General features: G+C 64.5%; 19 protein-coding genes. 8 read left to right on the top strand and 11 right to left on the bottom strand.

Annotation, left to right across the window (positions count from 1 at the left end):
* Positions 1–85: 85 nt before the first annotated feature.
* Together aceK and Q352_RS0103250 are read left to right on the top strand one after the other, a co-directional pair.
* Complete coding sequence (gene aceK, locus Q352_RS19615; RefSeq protein WP_051528643.1) at positions 86–1,897, top strand: bifunctional isocitrate dehydrogenase kinase/phosphatase; 1,812 nt, start codon at positions 86–88, stop codon at positions 1,895–1,897.
* Positions 1,898–1,971: 74 nt separating this feature from the next.
* Complete coding sequence (locus Q352_RS0103250) at positions 1,972–2,622, top strand: pseudouridine synthase (RefSeq protein WP_028498113.1); 651 nt, start codon at positions 1,972–1,974, stop codon at positions 2,620–2,622.
* 68 nt (positions 2,623–2,690) lie between these two features.
* On the opposite strand, the gene Q352_RS19610 is transcribed toward Q352_RS0103250, so the two are convergent.
* The 5 genes from Q352_RS19610 to Q352_RS0103225 form a co-directional block, all read right to left on the bottom strand.
* Positions 2,691–3,116, bottom strand: coding sequence for a hypothetical protein (locus tag Q352_RS19610; protein WP_146744998.1), 426 nt, complete (start codon positions 3,114–3,116; stop codon positions 2,691–2,693).
* A gap of 222 nt (positions 3,117–3,338) precedes the next feature.
* Positions 3,339–5,873, bottom strand: a complete 2,535-nt coding sequence (gene mutS / locus Q352_RS0103240; protein WP_036385183.1) for a DNA mismatch repair protein MutS — start codon at positions 5,871–5,873, stop codon at positions 3,339–3,341.
* A gap of 340 nt (positions 5,874–6,213) precedes the next feature.
* Positions 6,214–6,546, bottom strand: coding sequence for a helix-turn-helix domain-containing protein (locus Q352_RS0103235; protein ID WP_028498111.1), 333 nt, complete (start codon positions 6,544–6,546; stop codon positions 6,214–6,216).
* Positions 6,543–6,887 (bottom strand): type II toxin-antitoxin system RelE/ParE family toxin, encoded by a 345-nt coding sequence (locus tag Q352_RS0103230; protein ID WP_028498110.1) that lies wholly within the window; start codon positions 6,885–6,887, stop codon positions 6,543–6,545. Before Q352_RS0103230 ends, Q352_RS0103235 begins: the two co-directional genes overlap by 4 nt.
* Before the next feature lie 184 nt (positions 6,888–7,071).
* Positions 7,072–8,283: an MFS transporter gene (locus tag Q352_RS0103225; RefSeq protein WP_036385105.1), complete on the bottom strand. Its 1,212-nt coding sequence runs from the start codon at positions 8,281–8,283 to the stop codon at positions 7,072–7,074.
* Positions 8,284–8,417: 134 nt separating this feature from the next.
* On the opposite strand from Q352_RS0103225, the gene Q352_RS0103220 reads away from it, so the two are divergent.
* Positions 8,418–9,185: an AraC family transcriptional regulator gene (locus tag Q352_RS0103220; protein ID WP_036385103.1), complete on the top strand. Its 768-nt coding sequence runs from the start codon at positions 8,418–8,420 to the stop codon at positions 9,183–9,185.
* On the opposite strand, the gene Q352_RS0103215 is transcribed toward Q352_RS0103220, so the two are convergent.
* Positions 9,182–10,201 (bottom strand): zinc-binding alcohol dehydrogenase family protein, encoded by a 1,020-nt coding sequence (locus Q352_RS0103215; RefSeq protein WP_028498107.1) that lies wholly within the window; start codon positions 10,199–10,201, stop codon positions 9,182–9,184. The genes Q352_RS0103220 and Q352_RS0103215 overlap by 4 nt on opposite strands.
* A 106-nt stretch (positions 10,202–10,307) precedes the next feature.
* On the opposite strand from Q352_RS0103215, the gene Q352_RS0103210 reads away from it, so the two are divergent.
* Positions 10,308–11,210, top strand: a complete 903-nt coding sequence (locus Q352_RS0103210) for a LysR family transcriptional regulator (RefSeq protein WP_028498106.1) — start codon at positions 10,308–10,310, stop codon at positions 11,208–11,210.
* A gap of 53 nt (positions 11,211–11,263) precedes the next feature.
* Here the strand turns inward: Q352_RS0103210 and Q352_RS0103205 are convergent, their stop codons facing one another.
* On the bottom strand, positions 11,264–12,052 hold the full coding sequence (locus Q352_RS0103205) for an inositol monophosphatase family protein (RefSeq protein ID WP_028498105.1): 789 nt from the start codon (positions 12,050–12,052) through the stop codon (positions 11,264–11,266).
* 142 nt (positions 12,053–12,194) lie between these two features.
* Between Q352_RS0103205 and Q352_RS0103200 the strand changes: the two genes are divergently transcribed.
* The 3 genes from Q352_RS0103200 to Q352_RS0103190 are packed head-to-tail and all read left to right on the top strand — an operon-like array spanning position 12,195 to position 14,337.
* Entirely contained in the window at positions 12,195–12,956 is a 762-nt protein-coding gene (locus Q352_RS0103200) for an RNA methyltransferase (protein WP_028498104.1), read from the top strand.
* 5 nt (positions 12,957–12,961) lie between these two features.
* Positions 12,962–13,876 carry a DUF1853 family protein gene (locus Q352_RS19605; protein ID WP_051528641.1) on the top strand — a complete coding sequence of 305 codons (915 nt, stop codon included), beginning with the start codon at positions 12,962–12,964 and terminating at the stop codon, positions 13,874–13,876.
* Complete coding sequence (locus Q352_RS0103190; RefSeq protein WP_233495159.1) at positions 13,873–14,337, top strand: flavodoxin family protein; 465 nt, start codon at positions 13,873–13,875, stop codon at positions 14,335–14,337. The genes Q352_RS19605 and Q352_RS0103190 overlap by 4 nt, the downstream gene beginning before the upstream one ends.
* 7 nt (positions 14,338–14,344) lie before the next feature.
* On the opposite strand, the gene fnr is transcribed toward Q352_RS0103190, so the two are convergent.
* Entirely contained in the window at positions 14,345–15,100 is a 756-nt protein-coding gene (gene fnr / locus Q352_RS0103185) for a fumarate/nitrate reduction transcriptional regulator Fnr (protein ID WP_028498102.1), read from the bottom strand.
* Between the two features lie 103 nt (positions 15,101–15,203).
* Here fnr and hemN point away from each other — a divergent pair, with 103 nt between their 5' ends.
* Entirely contained in the window at positions 15,204–16,616 is a 1,413-nt protein-coding gene (gene hemN, locus Q352_RS0103180; RefSeq protein ID WP_051528640.1) for an oxygen-independent coproporphyrinogen III oxidase, read from the top strand.
* Between the two features lie 15 nt (positions 16,617–16,631).
* Here hemN and Q352_RS0103175 read toward each other — a convergent pair whose 3' ends face one another.
* The 3 genes from Q352_RS0103175 to Q352_RS0103165 form a co-directional block, all read right to left on the bottom strand.
* Complete coding sequence (locus Q352_RS0103175) at positions 16,632–17,636, bottom strand: RHS repeat-associated core domain-containing protein (RefSeq protein ID WP_211249589.1); 1,005 nt, start codon at positions 17,634–17,636, stop codon at positions 16,632–16,634.
* 140 nt (positions 17,637–17,776) lie between these two features.
* Positions 17,777–18,358: a DNA-3-methyladenine glycosylase I gene (locus Q352_RS0103170; protein WP_028498099.1), complete on the bottom strand. Its 582-nt coding sequence runs from the start codon at positions 18,356–18,358 to the stop codon at positions 17,777–17,779.
* 16 nt (positions 18,359–18,374) lie between these two features.
* Positions 18,375–18,845: a DUF1841 family protein gene (locus tag Q352_RS0103165; RefSeq protein WP_028498098.1), complete on the bottom strand. Its 471-nt coding sequence runs from the start codon at positions 18,843–18,845 to the stop codon at positions 18,375–18,377.
* Positions 18,846–18,899: the final 54 nt, after the last annotated feature.

The raw sequence follows: 18,899 nt of genomic DNA, 5'->3' as shown, positions 1-18,899 counted from the left end.
CGCACAAGCCGGGCCGCGGCGGCGCCCCGCCGGTCACGGTCATTATCCGACAGCAGGCCCCGCACGGCGGGCAGAGAAGGCGAACATGCGCATCCCCGAGGAGAGCAATCCGGTTGCCCGCGACATCGCGCAGGCACTGGTGGACGGTTTCGACAAGCATTACAGCCTGTTTCGCGCCAGTTCGGCCCGTTCGCGCGCCTGGTTCGAGGAAGGTGACTGGGCCGGCATGCAGCAGGGCATCCGCGACCGGATCCAGTTCTACGACGACCGGGTCGAGGAGACCATCCAGCGGCTGCGCACCGAGTTTCATGCCGATCTGCTCGACGACGATATCTGGCAGCAGGCGAAGTTCAACTATATCGGCCTGCTGACCAACCATCGCCAGCCGGAACTGGCCGAGACCTTCTTCAACTCGGTGTTCTGCCGCGTGCTGCATCGCGATTACTTCAACAACGACTTCATTTTTGTCCGGCCGGCGATCAGCACGGAGTATCTCGAATCCGACCCGCCGACCTACCGCAGCTACTATCCGGCAGCGGCGGGCATCCGTGCCACCATCGAGCGCATCGTCGCCGATTTCGGCTGGCAGCGGCCGTTTGCCGACCTGCGCCATGACATTGTCTGCCTGCTGCGGATGGCGAAGGACTTCCTTGGCGGCCAGTGGCCGCGACTCGAAGCCAACTACCAGATCCAGGTACTGTACTCGGCGTTCTACCGCAACAAGAGCGGTTACATCATCGGCAAGGTCATCAACGGCGGGCAGAGCTGGCCGTTCGCGATCCCGGTGCGTCATGATGACGACGGACTGCTGTACCTCGATACCATCCTGCTCGAGGTCTGGCGGATCGGCATCCTGTTCAGCTTCAGCCGTGCCTATTTCCTGGTCGACATGGCGGTACCGTCAGCCTATGTGCGCTTCCTGCGCAGCATGCTGCCGATGAAGTCGTCGGCCGAGCTGTACACCATGCTGGGCCTCGGCAAGCAGGGCAAGAACATCTTCTATCGCGACTTCATGCACCACCTGCAGTACTCGGACGACCATTTTGTCGTGGCGCCGGGCATTCGCGGGCTGGTCATGCTGGTGTTCGTGCTGCCGTCGTTTCCGTACGTGTTCAAGATCATCAAGGACGTGTTTGGCGGCACCAAGGAAGTCGACCGGGCGACGGTCAAGCAGAAGTACCTGCTGGTCAAGCATCACGACCGGGTCGGCCGCATGGCCGACACGCTGGAGTTCTCCAATGTGGCCTTTCCGCGCGGGCGCTTCGACCAGGCGCTGCTGGACGAAATCCGCCGCCTGGCGCCGTCGATGCTGGAAGAGGACGACGGCCAGATCATCATCAAGCACCTGTACATCGAGCGGCGGATGAAGCCGCTGAACATCTACCTCGACGAGGCGGCCGACGAGCAGAAAATCGAAGCGGTGCGCGAGTACGGCAATGCGATCAAGGACCTGGCCACCGCCAATATTTTCCCCGGCGACATGCTGTTCAAGAACTTCGGTGTGACCCGCTACGGGCGGGTGGTGTTCTACGACTACGACGAAATCGAATACATGACCGACTGCTGCTTCCGGGACATTCCCGAGGCACAGACGCCGGAACAGGAAATGGCGGCCGAACCGTGGTATCCGGTTGCCCGCAACGACGTGTTCCCGGAGGAGTTCGGTCGCTTCCTGCTCGGCGATCCGGTGGTGCGCCGCACCTTTCTCCACTATCACCGCGATCTGCTGACGCCGCAGTTCTGGCGTGAAAAGCAGGACCGGATCCGGGCGGGCATCCTTGACGATTTCTTCCCGTATCCGGAGGAAATGCGCTTCAGTCGCCAGCGTCGGCGGCGGCCGATGACGGTCTCTCCCGGTGCCGAGGTGGCCGTTCCGGTGCTTGAAGGCGGCAAGTAGTCTTCGCGCGCCGTCACTTGCTGCCCGTGCAATCCGATTACAATCCGGCTCCCGTTTCTGCAAGGAGCCGGCCCATGCCGCGCCTCATCCTGCTCAACAAGCCGTTTGGCACCATCTGCCAGTTCAGCCCGAGCCCGCCGCACGCGACACTGGCCCAGTGGGTGCCGGTGGCCGGCGTGTATCCGGCAGGGCGGCTGGATACCGATAGCGAAGGTCTGCTGCTGCTGACCGATCACGGTCCGCTGCAGCATGTGATTGCCCATCCGCGCGCCAAATCGCCCAAGACCTATTGGGCGCAGGTGGAAGGCACGCCGTCGGCGGAACAGCTTGATGCACTGCGGGCGGGCGTGGATCTCGGCGATTTCGTGACCGCGCCAGCCCAGGCGCGGCTGATCGACACGCCGGACGGACTGTGGGAGCGGGTGCCGCCGGTACGTCACCGGCTGTCGGTGCCGACAGCATGGCTGGAGATCGTGATCAGCGAGGGCAAGAACCGCCAGGTGCGGCGGATGACGGCCAGTGTCGGGCTGCCGACATTGCGGCTGGTGCGGGCAGCCATCGGGCCGCTGCGTCTCGATGGCCTGCTGCCGGGGGCGTGGCGCGAGGCCAGCCCGGAGGCCCTGCCGCCGGCCTGGCGTCAGGCGTGGCTGCAGCCGGCCGCGGACAGGCAGCGGCCGTCGATGCCACGCGCGCAGGACGGCTGGCGCCGGCGCGGGAAGGCATGAGGAAAATCGGGGAGGGGCGCCGTGTCGGCGTAGCCGTTTCCGGCTACGCGACAGGGTTCGACATGGTGTCAGGCACCTGTCGTGAAGTAGGCGACCGGGCCGGTCGTCGTCAGGCCGATGTGGAAGCGCTCATTGTCCTGACGGGGCGCACAGGCCGATGAGGTTTCGAGTGTCCTGACCGTTTCGAACAGGACTTCGGCTTCCTTAAAATACTGGGCTGCCTGGATATCGCAACACAGCACGGCATCGATCAGGTCCGCATCCGGGTGAGCACCGTGGATTGCCATATTGCCTTCCGAAGTGCCGAACAGGTCCAGTGCCGGTGGCAGGCTGATCCCGTGCGCGCCGATCAGCGACATGGCATGTCGGGAAAACTTGCCCAGACAGCGCTGGGCAAGGCTGCGTACCTCGGCCAGCGACGGAGCAACATGGTTGTCATCGGGGCAAAGCAAGGATTGCAAGGCAGGGGCCGTGGCTCCAGGTTGCGCGGACATGTGCTGTTTTCCTTCAGTGCAAGGGACCTGGAAGGGAGGGCCCCTGGGTTATGGTTATGAATGTTGACTAATGGGTTTTGTTTTTGTGTTTTCTACCCATTATGGGTGTCAATTTCTCGCTGTCATCACGGAGTATAAAACCGCTTTTGCTGGGGGTTCCGGGTCCGTTGACATAGCCAATATAGAAAACTGTTGGATAATTGCTGGGAATTTTCGGAAAAATCAGAATTTTCCTATTTTTTGTTTGATTCGGAACAGGAACGCCAGTGCCTCGCGCGGGCTCAGCGCATCCGGGTCCAGGTCGGACAGGGCATCGAGCACGGCGGAAACCTCTTCCGGAACCGTTGCTGGCGCTGTTGCCATCGAGAACAGGTCGGGCCCGTCATGTCTGGCTGCCTGGTTTTCCAGTTCGGCCAGTTTTTTCCTGGCCTCACGAACAACCCGGGCCGGCACGCCGGCCAGACTGGCGACTTCGATACCGTAGCTCTGGCTGGCCGGCCCGTCTTCGACATGGTGCAGGAAGACGATGCGATCCTTGTGCTCGACGGCGGACAGATGGACATTGGCCACCGTCGGGTAATCCGATGCCAGCCGGGTCAGTTCGAAGTAGTGGGTTGCAAATAGAGTATAGGCGCGATTTTTCTCGATCAGCTGGCGGGCGATGGCCCAGGCCAGTGCCAGGCCGTCGAACGTCGACGTGCCGCGTCCGACTTCATCCATCAGCACCAGGCTGTTTGCGTCGCTGTTGTGCAGGATATTGGCGGTTTCTGTCATTTCGACCATGAAGGTCGAGCGACCGCCGGCCAGATCGTCCGAGGCGCCGATGCGGGTGAAAATCCGGCTCAGCTGCCCTATCGACGCCTGCTGCGCCGGCACGAAGCTGCCGATATGCGCCAGCAGCGCAATGTGCGCCACCTGGCGCATATAGGTCGATTTGCCGCCCATGTTCGGCCCGGTGACCAGCAACAGTTTCCGGTCGGCCGCCAGCCGGGTGTCGTTCGGGATGAAACGCTCGACCTGGGACTCGACCACCGGGTGACGACCGGCCTGGATATCGATCACGCTGCTGCTGGTCAGCACCGGCTTGCAGTAGCCGAGGGTGGTGGCACGCTCGGCCAGATTGGCCAGCACGTCGAGCGTGGCAACGGCGCGGGCAATGCGCTGCAGCTCGGGAATGTGCGGGGCCAGTTCGTCGAGCAGTGCCTCGTACAGGCGTTTTTCCAGCGCCAGGGCGCGCTCGTTGGCCGACAGCGCCTTGTCCTCGAAGGTCTTGAGTTCCGGCGTGATGTAGCGCTCGGCATTTTTCAGCGTCTGGCGGCGACGGTAGTCGTCGGGCACCTTGTCGGCCTGGGCGCGGCTGACCTCGATATAGAAACCGTGGACCTTGTTGAATTCGACTTTCAGCGTGGTGATGCCGGTGCGCAAGCGCTCACGGTTTTCCAGCGCCAGCAGGAACTCGCCGCAGTTGTGCTGGATATTGCGCAACTCGTCGAGCTCCGGATGAAAACCGCCGGCGATGACGCCGCCGTCGCGCACCATGGCCGCCGGTTCGGCACTGATGGCCAGTGCCAGCCGTTCGGCGATCGGCGACTGCGCCGGCAGGGCATCGTGCAGCACGGCCAGCAGTGCGGCCGGCTGACCGCCGGCCAGTTGCGCCCGCAGCGCCGGCAGGCGCAGCAGGCTTTCGCGCAGGCTGGCGAGGTCGCGCGGGCGGGCGCTGCGCAGGGCGACGCGGGCGGTAATGCGCTCGATATCGGCCACGCCGTCCAGCGTGGCGTGCAGTTCGCTGCCGGATGACTGCAGGGCAGCTACCGCATCCAGCCGTGCACGGATGGCGGCCGGATCACGCAGCGGGTGGTGCAGCCACTCGCGCAGCAGGCGGCTGCCCATGCTGGTCGCACAGCGGTCCAGCAGTGAAGCCAGTGTCGGCGACGACTCGCCGCGAATGGTCTCGGTCAGTTCCAGGTTGCGGCGGGTGGCCGCATCCATGTCCAGATACTGGCCGGTATGCTCGACGGTCAGTCCGCCGACATGGCTCAGTTCGCCCGACTGGGTATTCTTTACATATTCGAGCAGGGCACCGGCAGCACCGAGCGACACGCCGAGGTCCTCGGCGCCGAAACCGGCCAGATCCTGCACGGCGAAGTGCCGTGCCAGCCGCTGGCGGGCGCTGCTCTCGTCGAAGTGCCAGGGTGGCAGCCGCTTCAGACTGGCAGCCAGCCCGCCGGGCAGCGCCGGCGTGGCGCTGTCGTCGGCGACCAGCATTTCGGCCGGCTTCAGTCGTTCCAGTTCGCTGGTCAGCCGCTCGGCATCGGTTTCGAGCACGCGAAAATCGCCGCTGGCCAGCGACAGCGCGGCAATGCCTAGCCGCCCCTTGCGCCAGGCCAGCGCAACGATCCGGCTTTCGCGCTTGTCGTCGAGCAGTGCGGCATCGGTCAGCGTGCCCGGGGTGACCACCCTGACCACCTTGCGCTCGACCGGTCCCTTGCTGGTGGCCGGGTCGCCGATCTGCTCGCAGATCGCCACCGATTCACCGAGACGCACCAGTCGGGCCAGGTACTGCTCGACGGCATGGAACGGCACGCCGGCCATCGGAATCGGCTGGCCGCCGGACTGGCCGCGGGCGGTCAGCGTGATGTCCATCAGCCGTGCGGCCTTGACCGCGTCGTCGTAGAACATCTCGTAGAAGTCGCCCATGCGGTAGAACAGCAGGCTGTCCGGGTGGTCGGCCTTCAGCCCCAGATATTGCTGCATCATCGGGGTGTGCTGCGGCGTGCTGGCGGAATCGGTTGCGGGGGTGGGTGTCGGCTTGCCGGCCATCGTGTCCTCAATAAGCGACCGTCCGTCGGTTTACCGGGCGGACGGGACGTGAATGCAAACCGCTATTGTGCAATGCCGCGCCGCGGAACACATACCCCGGATGCGAGAACGCCGGCAGAATCTGCCGGCGTCGGGGGGCACAATGTCGCAAAAGTGCATCAGACGGCGGAGGGATTGCGTGCACACCGGTGTACCGTGTTCACGATATTTTCTGCCGGTCGGTGTGTGCCGACGCCTCTGTGACCGGCTGTGCCCGCCTTCATGAGCCGTCTGGAGGTCAGTCAATCTCCAGCCTGACCGGTTTTCCTATGCGACCGAGCATCTCGATCAGGGTGTCGATGGAGAACTTCGACGTTTTCCTGTTGATGACATCCGAGACGCGCGGGCGAGAAACCCTCAGGATGCTGGCTGCTTCTGTCTGCTTGAGGTGATGATGTTCAATCCACGATGCCAGCTCGGTCATCAACTGCACCTTGAGACGCTGTGTCTCGTTGATTTCCCTGGCGGCGGCGGCCTGCAGACGCCCGGCCTCCTCTGGCGAAAAGCCGAGTTCGGAGAAGAGGTTGGCGTCTGCCCTGGTCACATGGCGGATTTCGGTATCAATTTTCATCGCTCGAACTTTCTGGCATTGACCACGGCGCGGTAACGCAGCCTGGCGATGTGCTTGTCGCGCTCGCTGGTCGCCCGCGTTTTTTTCCGGAAACTGTGCAGGACATAAACCGCTTCCTCGAACTTGGCGACGTACATGATCCGGTAGATGCCATCACTCTCCCTGATGCGTATTTCCCGTGTGCCGGGACCGATCTCGTCGAACGGTTTCCAGTCGGCAGGGTCGAGCCCTGCCTGCACCCTGCTCGGCTGAAAGCCGGCTTGCCGGCGGGCGTCCTCGGGGAAATCCAGCAAATCGGTGTAGGCCGAGCCTGCCCAGCGAATTTCCTTGTCGATTTCCATGATACGTCATGTATAAAATTTTATACCACGATCAGTGGCCGCGTGTGGGGTCACCCGCAGAGGGCAAGCGTCCTCCTGCGACGTGCCTGCAGCAAATCCCTCCACAGGGTTGCAGGCACAATGTCGCAAAAGTGCATCAGACGGCGGAGGGAACGGTCGCCACCCGGGACCGGGTGGCGGGACCTCAGCGTTTTTCCGCCCGGCGGCCGAGGTCGGGCAGGAAGGCGGTCAGCAGGCCGATCAGCGGCAGGAACGCGCACAGCTGGTACACCATGTCGATACCGTACACGTCGGCCAGCCGGCCGAGGGCGGCCGCGCCGATGCCGCCCATGCCGAAGGCAAAGCCGAAGAACAGGCCGGATACCGCCCCGATCTTGCCCGGCAGCAGTTCCTGGGCGAATACCAGAATGGCCGAGAAGGCCGAAGCGAGGATAAAGCCGATGATGAAGGTCAGCGGGCCGGTCCAGGCCAGGCTGGCATGCGGCAGCAGCAGCGTGAACGGCGCCACGCCAAGGATCGAGCCCCAGATCACCCGCTTGCGGCCGATGCGGTCGCCGATCGGGCCGCCAAGCAGGGTGCCGGCGGCAACGGCAAACAGGAACACGAACAGGTACAGCTGCGCGGACTGCACCGACAGCTGGAACTTGTGGATCAGGTAGAAGGTGTAATAGCTGGTCAGGCTGCTCAGGTAGAAATACTTCGAGAAGATCAGCATCAACAGCACGCCGACGGCCAGTGTGACCTGGCGCGACGACAGCGCATGGCCGGGTGCGGTGCGGGCAGCGGTCTTGCGGGCGCGCTGCTGGCGGCGATACCAGCCGCCGATTTTCCACAGCACGACCATGGCCAGCAGGGCGGCGGCCGAGAACCAGGCGACGCTGCGCTGGCCTTGCGGAATGATGATCCAGGCGGCCAGCAGCGGGCCCATTGCGCTGCCGGCATTGCCGCCGACCTGGAAGATCGACTGGGCTAGGCCGTGGCGGCCACCGGATGCCATGCGTGCCACGCGCGACGATTCCGGGTGGAAAATCGATGAACCGGTGCCGATCAGCGCGGCAGCCAGCAGCAGCGTCGGATAATCGGTCGCCGCCGCCAGCGTCAGCAGGCCGACCAGGGTGCAGCCCATGCCGATGGCCAGCGAGTACGGCTGCGGTCGCTTGTCGGTATACAGTCCGACCACCGGCTGCAGCAGCGAGGCGGTGATCTGGTAGGTGAGGGTGATCAGGCCGATCTGGGCAAAGCTCAGATGGAAGCTGCTTTTCAGCAGCGGATAGATCGCCAGGATCAGCGACTGGATCATGTCATTCAGGAAATGCGAGAAGCTGATGGCGCCGAGCACGCGAAAGCCGGTGCGTTCGCTGTCGGCCCGGGGCGGGGCAGTGGTGGTGGTGGTCATGACGTCGGAGCGCAGGGTGGGTGGCGATAGCGACTGATCATAACTGGCGACCTGCTGCCCGTCCTGCGAGAATCAGGCAGCAACTGGCGCAAATCGGGCAGGTGGACTGCACCGATGCCAGCGAAAGGTCATCGATGCAGCTCCCTCCCCGCTATCTGGCCTACGACCGGCGTGACGTGCCGGTGATTGCGATGGCGATCGATTATGCCGACGGTCATGTCACGCCGCCGCACAGTCACCCGAACGCACAGCTGATCCATACCGTGCAGGGGGTGCTGGTGGTCGGCACCGCGCATGGACAGTGGGTGGTGCCGCCGACGCGCGGGCTGTGGATGCCGGCCGGCACCTCGCACTGGGTGCGCATGGTTGGTGATGTGCGCATGCGCACGGTCTTTATCCGCTGCGATGCCGCGCCGGACTTGCCGGACAGCTGCCGGGTGCTCGGCATTTCCGGGCTGCTGCGCGAGCTGATCCTGGCTGCCATCGATGTCCGGATACCTTATCTGTCTGACTCTCGCGACGGGCGGCTGATGCGGTTGCTGCTGGATGAGCTGCGCGAGATTCCGACCCTGCCGTTGCAACTGACCCTGCCGTCGGACCCGGCCCTGCAGCAATTGTGCGCGGCACTGGTGGCCAGCCCCGACGATGCCACCACACTGGCGCAGTGGGCGGCGCGACTGGCGCTCGATCCGCGCACCATTGCCCGGCGTTTTGTGCGCGAGACCGGCATGACCTTCGGCCAGTGGCGGCAACAGGCCCGGCTGCAGGCAGCGCTGGAAGCACTGGCCACCGGCAGCAAGGTGGTCGATGTCGCCCTTGGCCTCGGCTACGACAGCCCCAGTGCGTTCACCGCCATGTTCAAGCGCCAGTTTGGTGTCGCCCCGAGTGTGTTTTTCCGTTAGGACCAGCCTTCCAGTACCAGCTTGCCGATGGTGTGGCCGGCCTCGAGCCGGGCGTGGGCGCGACGCAGGGTAGTGGCGTCGATCGGGCCGAGCACTTCGCCGAGCGTGGAGCGCAGCCGGCCGGCGTCGATGCCGTCGGCGATGCGTGCCAGCAGGCGGTGCTGCTCGATGCGGTCGTCGGTGCGGAACATGGCGCGGGTGAACATGAACTCCCAGGCAAAGGCCGCGCTCTTGCTTTTCAGCAGCTCGACCGGCAGCGGGCGGGCATTCTCGACGATGGTGACGATGGTGCCCTGCGGCCGGATCAGCTCGGCCAGTGCCGGGAAGTGCTGGTCGGTGTCGTTGAAGCAGGCGATGTAGTCAACCGTGTCCAGCCCCAGTGCCCGAACCTGTGCGACCAGGTCGCCGCGATGGTCGATGACATGATCGGCACCGAGCTCGCGGCACCAGCTTGCGGATTCGGTTCGTGAGGCGGTGGTGATCACCGTCAGCCGGCCGAGCGTTCTGGCCAGCTGGATGCCGATCGAACCGACCCCTCCCGCACCGCCGACGATCAGTATCGTCTTGCCGGCATCCTGCCCGTCCGGGCTGATGCCAAGACGGGTGAAGCAGGCCTCCCAGGCGGTGATGGCGGTCAGCGGCAGAGCGGCCGCGGCGGCAAAGTCGAGGCTGGCCGGCATCGGGCCGACCAGGCGTTCATCGACCAGCTGGAACTCGGCGTTGCAGCCGGGACGGGTGATGTCGCCGGCGTAGTAGACCCGGTCGCCGGGTTTGAACAGCGTGACATCGCGGCCGACGGCATCGACCACGCCGGCTGCATCCCAGCCAAGCACGCGCGGCGTGCTTTCCTGTTGTGCTTTTGGCGCGCGCACCTTGGTATCGACCGGATTGACGGCAATGGCGCGCACGGCGACGCGCAGGTCATTCGGTCCCGGTTCCGGCAGTGGCAACTCGATATCGAGCAGCGACTCGGCGTGGTCGATGGGCAGGTAGCGGTACAGGCCGACGGCTTTCATGGTGGTGTCTCCAGGCGATGACGATGAGTGATGCCGGAAGTGTAGTCGGCGGTGGATTCGCCGATTAGACTGCCCAATGTGGAAACTTTGTCCGTCAGGATGAACAATGACGCCGGAATTCGACCGGATGGCAGTCTTTGTGCAGGTGGTGGAAAGCGGCAGCTTTACTGCTGCGGCGCAGGCGCTCGGCCTGCCCAAATCCACGGTCAGTCAGCAACTGGCCAGGCTGGAAGCCTCGCTGGGTGTGCGGCTGTTGCAGCGGAGTACGCGCAAGCTGAGTCTGACTGCCGCCGGGCAGCTGTATGTCGGCCACTGCCAGCGCATGGTCGAAGCCGGTCGTGCCGCCGATGCGGCCGTTTCCCGGCTGCGCGATGCGCCGGCCGGCCAGTTGCGCATTACTGCGCCGGAGGCTTCCGGCGCGCTGCTGTTCGCCGGGCTGGTGCCGGCATTTCGCCGCCGCTACCCGCTGATCAGCGTCGACATGCTGGTGACCGATGCCCATCTCGACCTGATCGGCGAGCGCATCGACCTGGCGTTTCGTACCGGGCGGCTGGCGGATTCGAGCTTTGTCAGCCGGCATGTCGGCGAGGTGCGCCGTGCTCTGGTGGCGGCCCCGGACTATGTGGCGCACGCCGGCCTGCCGGTTTCACCGGCCGATCTCGCCGCTCATGCCTGTCTGGTTCATCATCCGGCCCCGGACTGGCCGCTGACGGGGGCGGATGGCCTGCAGCGGGTCGTGCCGTCGCCGGGCATGCGCAGCAGCAGCCTGATGTATCTGCAGCAGGCTGCCGTTCATGGTGCCGGCATTGCCATGCTGCCGGCGTTCATGTGCCGGTGCGAGCTGGCCAGCGGGCAACTGGTCGAACTGCTGGCAGCGTATCCGCCGTTGCCGAACCAGTATTTCGCTGTCTATCCGACCCGCACCCACGTGTCGGCCGCGCTGCGCGCCTTCCTGGATTTTGTCGGAACATGGGGGCTGGCCGAGCGGCTGGCAGCCGTCGATAAATGAAAATGGCAGACCGGAGGTCTGCCATGGGGCGGATCGCAAACTGCCGGAAATGATTACCGGACGTGCGGTGCCAGCGTGTGCAGCATCTGCGCCAGCACCTTCGGGTTGGCGGCGACCACGTCACCGGATTCCAGCCAGCCCTGCTCGCCGAACACGTCGGTGACAATGGCGCCGGCTTCCTGGGCGATCAGGCTGCCTGCGGCGATGTCCCACGATTTCAGGTTCAGTTCCCAGTAGCCGTCCACGCGGCCGCTGGCGACATAGCACAGGTCGAGCGCGGCCGAGCCTTCGCGGCGCACGCCGGCGGTCTTGCGGATCATGTCGGCGAACATGGCCAGGTACTGGTCCAGATAGCTGACGTCGGTGTACGGGAAGCCGGTGGAGATCAGGCTGTCGGCCAGGCTGATGCGCTTGCTGACGCGGATGCGGCGATCATTGAGGAAAGCGCCGCCGCCTTTGCTGGCGGTGAACAGGTCGTTGCGGTTCGGATCATAGACCACGGCCTGCTGGATCTGGCCCTTGTGCGCGAGGGCGATGGATACGCAATACTGCGGATAGCCGTGCAGGAAGTTGGTGGTGCCGTCCAGCGGATCGATGATCCACAGGTATTCGGCGTCGGACAGCGAGGCCCCGCCCGATTCCTCGGCTAGAATGGCGTGCTTGGGGTAGGCATCCCGGATCATGTCGATGATGGCCGCTTCGGCCGCACGGTCGACGTCGCTGACGAAGTCGTTGTGCTGTTTCTGCTCGGCGCGGATCAGGTCGAGGTTGTTCGACGCGCGTTGAATGATGTTGGCGGCGCGACGCGCGGCCTTGACCGCGATGGTCAGCATCGGATGCATGGGAGCCTCTCTGGCAAAGGGGGCGCGCCGCGAATTCTTGCCGCCGCGCGTCTGGATAGTCCGGGTTTAAGGAACGATAAAGACCCGGACAGTTGGATGTTCCGGGCCTTTTGATGGCCGGAATTTTAACGCAGTTTTCTCAATGTCGAAACCCGAAGTCCCTGATTTTTTGCGTAATGTGCGCGTCGTTCTGGCGCGTCCTTCCCATCCCGGCAATATCGGCGCCGCCGCGCGCGCGATGAAGACCATGGGCGTGACCCGCCTGTATCTGGTCGAGCCAAAGCGTTTTCCCGATGCCGAGGCGACCACGCTGGCATCCGGCGCGGCCGATGTGCTGGAGAACGCCGTGGTGACCGGCACGCTCGATGCCGCGCTGGAAGGCGTGTCCATCGCCTGTGCGCTGACCAGCCGCAAGCGCGAGCTGACCACGCCGCTGGCCGCGCCGCGCGACGCCTGTGCCGAGCTGCTGGCGGCGGCCCGCGACGGGGTCGAGGTTGCACTGGTGTTCGGCAACGAAACCTACGGACTGTCGATCGACGAGGTCGCGCGCTGCAACCGGCTGGTCACCATTGCCGGCAACCCGGACTATTTTTCGCTGAACCTCGGCCAGGCGGTACAGGTCATGTGCTATGAGCTGTTCAGCCAGCTGGCATTCCCGCTTGATCATTTGCGGGCCGATGCCGAACTGGCCAGTCATGAAGAGGTCGAAGGGTTCTATGGTCATCTCGACCGGGTGCTCGACGGTATCGGTTTCTATGACCGGCGCAATGGCGAACGGCTGATGCGCCGCTTGCGCACCCTGTATGACCGCGCCAGCCTGGAGCGGCAGGAGATCGATATCCTGCGCGGCATGCTGAAGCAGATCGAACGCCGCTGCGGGCCGGACCCGTACCGACACGACTGAGTCGCGTGAACTGCGCCGCCGATCCCCGCCTGCTGCCGTTGCTGGCCTCGTTGCGCGAACCGGCGGTGCGGGCACTGGCGTCACTGCTGCTCGGGCCGTCGCCGTGGGACAGCGGTGTCGAGTTCGACCGGGCCCTGCTGGCCGGACCGCGGGCTGCCGAACGGCTGCTGGCACTGGACCGCCGCCCTGCCGTATTGCTGGACTGGCTGGCGGCCCGGCGCACCGGGCGCCTTGGCGCCCATGCCGAGGCGCTGCTGGCCTTCTGGCTGGCACAGCGGAGTGCGCAGCTTGAACTGGTGGCGGCCAACCGCGCGGTGCGGGTCGAGGCGCATACCCTCGGCGAGTTCGATTTCCTGCTGCGGCTGGACGGACGGCCGCTCCATGTCGAAATGGCGTGCAAGTTCTATCTGGAAGTCGCGCCGCAGTGCTGGGTCGGGACCGACCTGCGCGATGCGCTGGCGCTGAAACGTGCGCAACTGGTGCGCCAGCTGGCGCTGGCCGGCGATGCGCGTGCGGCGGCGACCCTCCCGCCCGGTTTCGCCGGCTGCCCGGCCTTTACCGTGTTGCGCGGGCAATTGTTCCGGCCGGCCGGCAGCGGCGAACCGGTGCACTGGTGGCGGCATCAGGGGGAGGCCTGGCCGGCACGGGCGGCCGACAGCCGCTATCTGCACCTGCTCCGGCTCGACTGGCTGTCCCCGGCCCGGGCTGGCCGGGCCGACGTGCAGACCGCCGCCGAGCTGCAGGCGCGGCTGGCGGGCAGGAGAGAGGCGCTGATGGTGGCGGAAATGCAGGCCGTCGGCGATGACGACTGGCAGGAAGTGTCGCGCGGCTTCGTGGTGCCGGCGCACTGGCCGGAGCCCGGCCGGCTGGCCACCCTGATGGCGCGCATCGCGGCGCTGGATGGCGGGGAGAAGGAATGATGAAGCAGCTGCTGATCCTGTGGGCCGGTCAGACCGGGCGCAACCTGCAGCTGGCGCGGGCCGCGGCGGCGGCGGCCAGTGAGGCGGGCGAGGGGGAGATCGACGTGCGGCTGCTGCCGGCGCAGCAGGCCGGCATCGACGATCTGCTGGCCTGTCACGGCCTGATTGTCGCCACGCCGGAAAATTTCGGCTACATGGCCGGCACGCTGAAGGATTTTTTCGATCGCACGTTCTACCCGGCCCAGGGGCGGGTGGAAGGATTGCCGTATGCGATCCTGATCTGTGCCGGCAATGACGGCAGCGGGGCGCGAGTCGCGATCGAACGCATTGCGCGCGGCTATCCGCTGACGCCGGCCTGCGAGCCGCTGATCGTGCATGGGGAGCCCGACCAGGCCGCGCTGGAGCGCGCGGCCGAGGTCGGTGCGACGCTGGCGCTCGGCCTGTCGCTGGGACTGTTCTGAACCGGGTTCAGGTGGTGGCGATCGGCATGCTCTGCTGGCAGCCGCCGACCAGGGTCTTCAGGTTCTCCGGCTGAATCAGCTGGATGTGCTTGTGTTCGACAATGATCCAGCCCTGGGCCTGGAATTTCGACAGCGTGCGGCTGACGGTTTCCAGCTTCAGACCGAGGAAGGAACCGATTTCCTCACGGCTCATGCGCAGGATGAAATCGTTGGCGGCGAAGCCGCGGGCGGAGAAGCGCTGGGACAGGTTGAGCAGGAAGGCGGCCAGACGTTCTTCCGCCTTCATGTTGCCGAGCAGCAGCATGACCGACTGGTCACGGACGATTTCACGGCTCATCAACCGGAAGAAATGATGCTGCAGGGTCGGGATGTCACGACCGAGACTGGTCATGCGCGAGAACGGCAGTTCACAGACCTCGGCATCCTCGAGCGCGATCGCATCACAGCCGTGCAGGCTGCTGGAGACGCCATCCAGGCCCAGCAGCTCGCCGGACATCTGGAAACCGGTGACCTGCTCGCGGCCGTCATGGCTGGAAATGCAGGTCTTGAAAAAGCCGGTCCGGATGGCGAACATGGACTTGAACGCCTCGCCGGCGCGGAACAGGTACTCGCCGCGCTTCAGGCGCCGACTCTGCCGGATCACGGCGTCGAGCTGGCTCATCTCCTCGCGATTGAGTCCGATGGGCAGGCACAATTCGCGAAGACTGCAGTTCGAGCAGGAGATCTTCAGCGTGTGGGCAGTAAGCGGATTGTGTTCGGCCATGATGATCCGTTCAGGTTGTTATCATGCCAGGCTTGACGACTATCAAAGGCGCCCCTGCACGATTCAGGCAAAGTGGTTCACTGCCTGAGAGGTTTATCCATTTATGACGACAGCAATTCACGACAACGTGGCTCCCGCCCAGTTCATTTTCGACCGAGAGTTGATCGAACGCCTCGACGGCAGCGGTCCTCGCTACACCTCGTATCCGACGGCAGACCGTTTTACCACCGAATTCAACGGCGTAGATTATCGCCACTGCCTTGAGCAAAGGCAAATCGGCGCCAGCGCCAAGCCAGTATCATTATACGCTCATATACCGTTCTGTAATACAGTCTGCTACTACTGCGCCTGTAACAAGGTCATTACCAAGGACAAGACGCGTGCGGATACCTATCTGGGTTATCTCGAACGCGAGCTGGCGCTGCATGCCGAAGGGCTGGGGCCGCGCCAGGACCTGATCCAGCTGCACTTCGGCGGCGGCACGCCGACCTTCCTGTCCGACGAGCAGATGCAGCGGCTGATGGACGCGATCCGTCGCCATTTCAACCTGTTGCCCACTGGCGAATACTCGATCGAGATCGATCCGCGCAAGGTCAGCGCCGACACGGTGCGGCTGCTGGCGACCCAGGGCTTCAACCGCATGTCGGTCGGGGTGCAGGATTTTGATCTGCAGGTGCAGAAGGCCGTCAACCGGGTACAGAGTGTCGAGGAGACGCTGACGGTCATCGACGCCGCGCGGTCGTCCGGCTTCAAGTCGGTCAGCCTCGATCTGATCTACGGCCTGCCGCACCAGACCGTCGACTCGGTCCGGCGTACGCTGGAGACGGTGCTCAGCATCCGTCCGGACCGGCTGGCGCTGTACAACTACGCCCACCTGCCGACGGTCTTCATGCCGCAGCGGCGCATCAACGAAGCGGATCTGCCGTCGGCCGAGGTCAAGCTCGACATCCTGCAGATGGCGGTGCAGATGCTGACCGATGCCGGTTACGAATTCATCGGCATGGACCACTTCGCCCTGCCGGACGACGATCTGGCCGTGGCCCTGCGCCAGGGACGGCTGCAACGGAACTTCCAGGGCTACTCGACCCATGCCGACCATGATCTGGTGTCCATCGGGACCTCGGCCATCGGCAAGGTCGGCGCCAGCTATCACCAGAACGCAAAAGACCTCGAACAGTATTATGCGATGCTGGACGAAGGTCGGCTGCCGATCGTCCGCGGTCTGCTGCTGAGTGCCGACGACCTGCTGCGCCGGGCAATCATTCAGGCGCTGATGTGCCGCTTCTCGCTGTCGATGGAAGCGATGGGCGAGGGTTTCGGCATCGACTTCAAGCAGTATTTCGCGCCGGAAATGGCCCGGCTGGCCGAATACGAGGCTGACGGACTGGTCGAGCTGGATGACGAGTGGATCGCCGTGACGCCGCAGGGGCGTTTCCTGATCCGCACCATTGCCATGGTGTTCGACCGCTATCTGCGCGAGAAACAGACCCACGCCCGCTACTCGAAGACGATCTGAGCCGCTGACGCCGTATCAATGGTGTGCGTACAGCTGCCTCAGGTAAATCGCTGTGCTCTGCTGTTCGAACCGGACCGTATTGACCAGGCTGGTGCGCGCAGAGGTCCACATGCCCTGAGCCTGGAAGACCCGGACGTCCTCGTACGGCAGCTTGTGCAGCGTGAACGACTTCCAGAGGTACTCGGGTGAAACGGTTCCCTTGCCGGCCACGACAGTCTTGCCCAGCCGGTTTGCGACAACCTGGGCGACGGAGGACATGCTGTTGCCCTGGCCTGCGTGACACGACCCCAGCAACACGGTGTCCGTGTCGGCGTCGAGCAGCGGGCGGATACGTCTGGCCAGTTGGGGGGCGCGCAACAGCTTGTTTGCGGCGATCGTCACATGGGGTGAGCCATGGATGCCGACTGTCTGTACGCCCGGCCCCTTGTTCCAGACTCTCAGTGACATGTCAAAATCGGGGTTTTTCCGCAGATGTCTGCCCAACCGCCATGCGCCGAAACCGATGGCGCCCAGGACCAGGCTAACCAGACTCGCGGCGACCCCCAGGCCGTAGGATACCCTTCCCAGCGTTGCTGCCTGTCCAGGGCTTGAGCCGGCCAGCAGATTGGAGGCCGCGCCGGTAGCGACGGAGATGATCGCCAGCGCCAGCCCCAGACTGGCCAGTATGGATGCCGTGCCAAAGGTGGCAATGGAGAGGACCAGACTGACCAGGCCGAGGGCGATTCCGGTGTTGGAAATCGCTGAATAACCGGAAGGATCACGATTGTTGACCGGGTCGCCCAGACAGAATGCATAGGGATTGATGCCTCCCGTCCCGAACGGGCTCAATGGGTCCGGTTGCAGGACGCGCTGAATTATCGGGTCGTAGCTGCGTACACCATTACCCACATGGTAGTAATTTTTGTTGCCGACATAGTCTGAAAGCATGCCATGCAGGCCGAGCCGTGGACGCTTTTTCCAGATTCTGACGGCTTGCGCTGCTGCCCTGGCCGTTGCCGGAGACGGGGAACGTGATGGCATGGCGTTTCCTCCTCGTGGAGTTCCTGGCCGCACATCAATTCGCGGTCGATGGACTGGTGTCTGAACGTTTCCTTCTTCCTGCATAGTAAGGGCTGGTCTGGCGCCGGTTGCAATTCCCGACGAATGGGCTGGCGCTGTCCTCAGACCGACGGTGGCCGGACGTGGTCCGGGTGCGAGGGGCAATCGGCCTGGTGGTCGCTGACCACGCCGACTGCCTGCAGGTACGCCTGGATGACCGTGCTGCCGACGAAATTCATGCCGGCTTTTTTCAGCGCCTTGCTGATCCGGTCAGACAGCGGGGTCGAGGCTGGCGCGTCGGTGTAGCGGGTGAAACGGCTGACGACCGGCTGCCGGTCCACGTGCGACCACAGCCAGTCGGAAAACGAACCGTGCTCGGCCTGCATGGCGACGAAGACCCGTGCATTGCGGCGGGCGCTGACCACCTTGAGCCGGTTGCGCACGATGCCCGGGTCCTGCAGTGCGGCCTCCAGCTCCTCGTCGCTCATCGCGGCGACCCGCTGCGGGTCGAACTGATGGAAGCGGCGGCGGTAACCGTCGCGCTTGCGCAGGATGGTGATCCACGACAGACCGGCCTGGGCGCCTTCCAGGATCAGCATCTCGAACAGCTTGCGGTCATCGTGGACCGGGCGCCCCCATTCCTCGTCGTGATAGGCGATATACAGCGGGTCGGTCCCGCACCACGGGCAGCGCTCACCGGTCATGCCGTTCTCCATCGGTTCAGGGTTCGTCGCCCGGCCGGGCGAGGTCGAAGGCTTCGCCCTCGCCGATCCGGCGGCGCAGCACGTTCAGGTAGACGTTCGGGTCCGGCATGCTGCCGTTGCGCTGGGCCAGCCAGATCATCTCCGCCAGACCGTCCATCGCCGCATGCTGGGCATCGTGACGGGTGCCGAGCCGGGCCGCGAGGCGGTCGACCAGATCGCGGACGCCGGCGGGCTGATCGATCGACACCTGCTCCTCGATCGACAGATGCATCATCATGTGCAGGAACGGGTTGGTTTCGCCGCCCTCCGGACGCCAGTCGCGGTCGAGGTAGCGGTCGGGGTCGGCCAGCATCGGCTGGTATTCGGGGTGTTCCAGTTCGATGGCCAGCGCGATCCGTTCGAGGTCGGTCAGCGGCTGTCCGGCATGATGCTTCTGCCAGGTATCGAACAGGAAACGGCGGGCTTCGTCACGGCTGGGATTGAACATGCAGCGGCCAGGGGATAACTTGAGTAGATTGGTAGGGATTATACCCTGTGACCC

It is taken from the genome of Microvirgula aerodenitrificans DSM 15089 (assembly GCF_000620105.1).
Classification (GTDB): domain Bacteria; phylum Pseudomonadota; class Gammaproteobacteria; order Burkholderiales; family Aquaspirillaceae; genus Microvirgula; species Microvirgula aerodenitrificans.
This window is presented reverse-complemented; position numbering and strand designations above follow the sequence as displayed.

Bases quoted from the DNA above. Each gene is read 5' to 3' on its own strand.
- Q352_RS0103165 (WP_028498098.1), bottom strand. From the start codon at position 18,845: ATGTTCAATCCCAGCCGTGACGAAGCCCGCCGTTTCCTGTTCGATACC.
- Q352_RS0103170 (WP_028498099.1), bottom strand. From the start codon at position 18,358: ATGACCGGTGAGCGCTGCCCGTGGTGCGGGACCGACCCGCTGTATATC.
- Q352_RS0103210 (WP_028498106.1), top strand. From the start codon at position 10,308: ATGACGCCGGAATTCGACCGGATGGCAGTCTTTGTGCAGGTGGTGGAA.
- fnr (WP_028498102.1), bottom strand. From the start codon at position 15,100: ATGGCCGAACACAATCCGCTTACTGCCCACACGCTGAAGATCTCCTGC.
- Q352_RS0103190 (WP_233495159.1), top strand. From the start codon at position 13,873: ATGATGAAGCAGCTGCTGATCCTGTGGGCCGGTCAGACCGGGCGCAAC.
- hemN (WP_051528640.1), top strand. From the start codon at position 15,204: ATGACGACAGCAATTCACGACAACGTGGCTCCCGCCCAGTTCATTTTC.
- Q352_RS0103215 (WP_028498107.1), bottom strand. From the start codon at position 10,201: ATGAAAGCCGTCGGCCTGTACCGCTACCTGCCCATCGACCACGCCGAG.
- Q352_RS0103225 (WP_036385105.1), bottom strand. From the start codon at position 8,283: ATGACCACCACCACCACTGCCCCGCCCCGGGCCGACAGCGAACGCACC.
- Q352_RS0103250 (WP_028498113.1), top strand. From the start codon at position 1,972: ATGCCGCGCCTCATCCTGCTCAACAAGCCGTTTGGCACCATCTGCCAG.
- aceK (WP_051528643.1), top strand. From the start codon at position 86: ATGCGCATCCCCGAGGAGAGCAATCCGGTTGCCCGCGACATCGCGCAG.
- mutS (WP_036385183.1), bottom strand. From the start codon at position 5,873: ATGATGCAGCAATATCTGGGGCTGAAGGCCGACCACCCGGACAGCCTG.
- Q352_RS0103205 (WP_028498105.1), bottom strand. From the start codon at position 12,052: ATGCATCCGATGCTGACCATCGCGGTCAAGGCCGCGCGTCGCGCCGCC.
- Q352_RS0103175 (WP_211249589.1), bottom strand. From the start codon at position 17,636: ATGCCATCACGTTCCCCGTCTCCGGCAACGGCCAGGGCAGCAGCGCAA.
- Q352_RS19610 (WP_146744998.1), bottom strand. From the start codon at position 3,116: ATGTCCGCGCAACCTGGAGCCACGGCCCCTGCCTTGCAATCCTTGCTT.
- Q352_RS0103220 (WP_036385103.1), top strand. From the start codon at position 8,418: ATGCAGCTCCCTCCCCGCTATCTGGCCTACGACCGGCGTGACGTGCCG.
- Q352_RS0103235 (WP_028498111.1), bottom strand. From the start codon at position 6,546: ATGAAAATTGATACCGAAATCCGCCATGTGACCAGGGCAGACGCCAAC.
- Q352_RS0103230 (WP_028498110.1), bottom strand. From the start codon at position 6,887: ATGGAAATCGACAAGGAAATTCGCTGGGCAGGCTCGGCCTACACCGAT.
- Q352_RS0103200 (WP_028498104.1), top strand. From the start codon at position 12,195: ATGTCGAAACCCGAAGTCCCTGATTTTTTGCGTAATGTGCGCGTCGTT.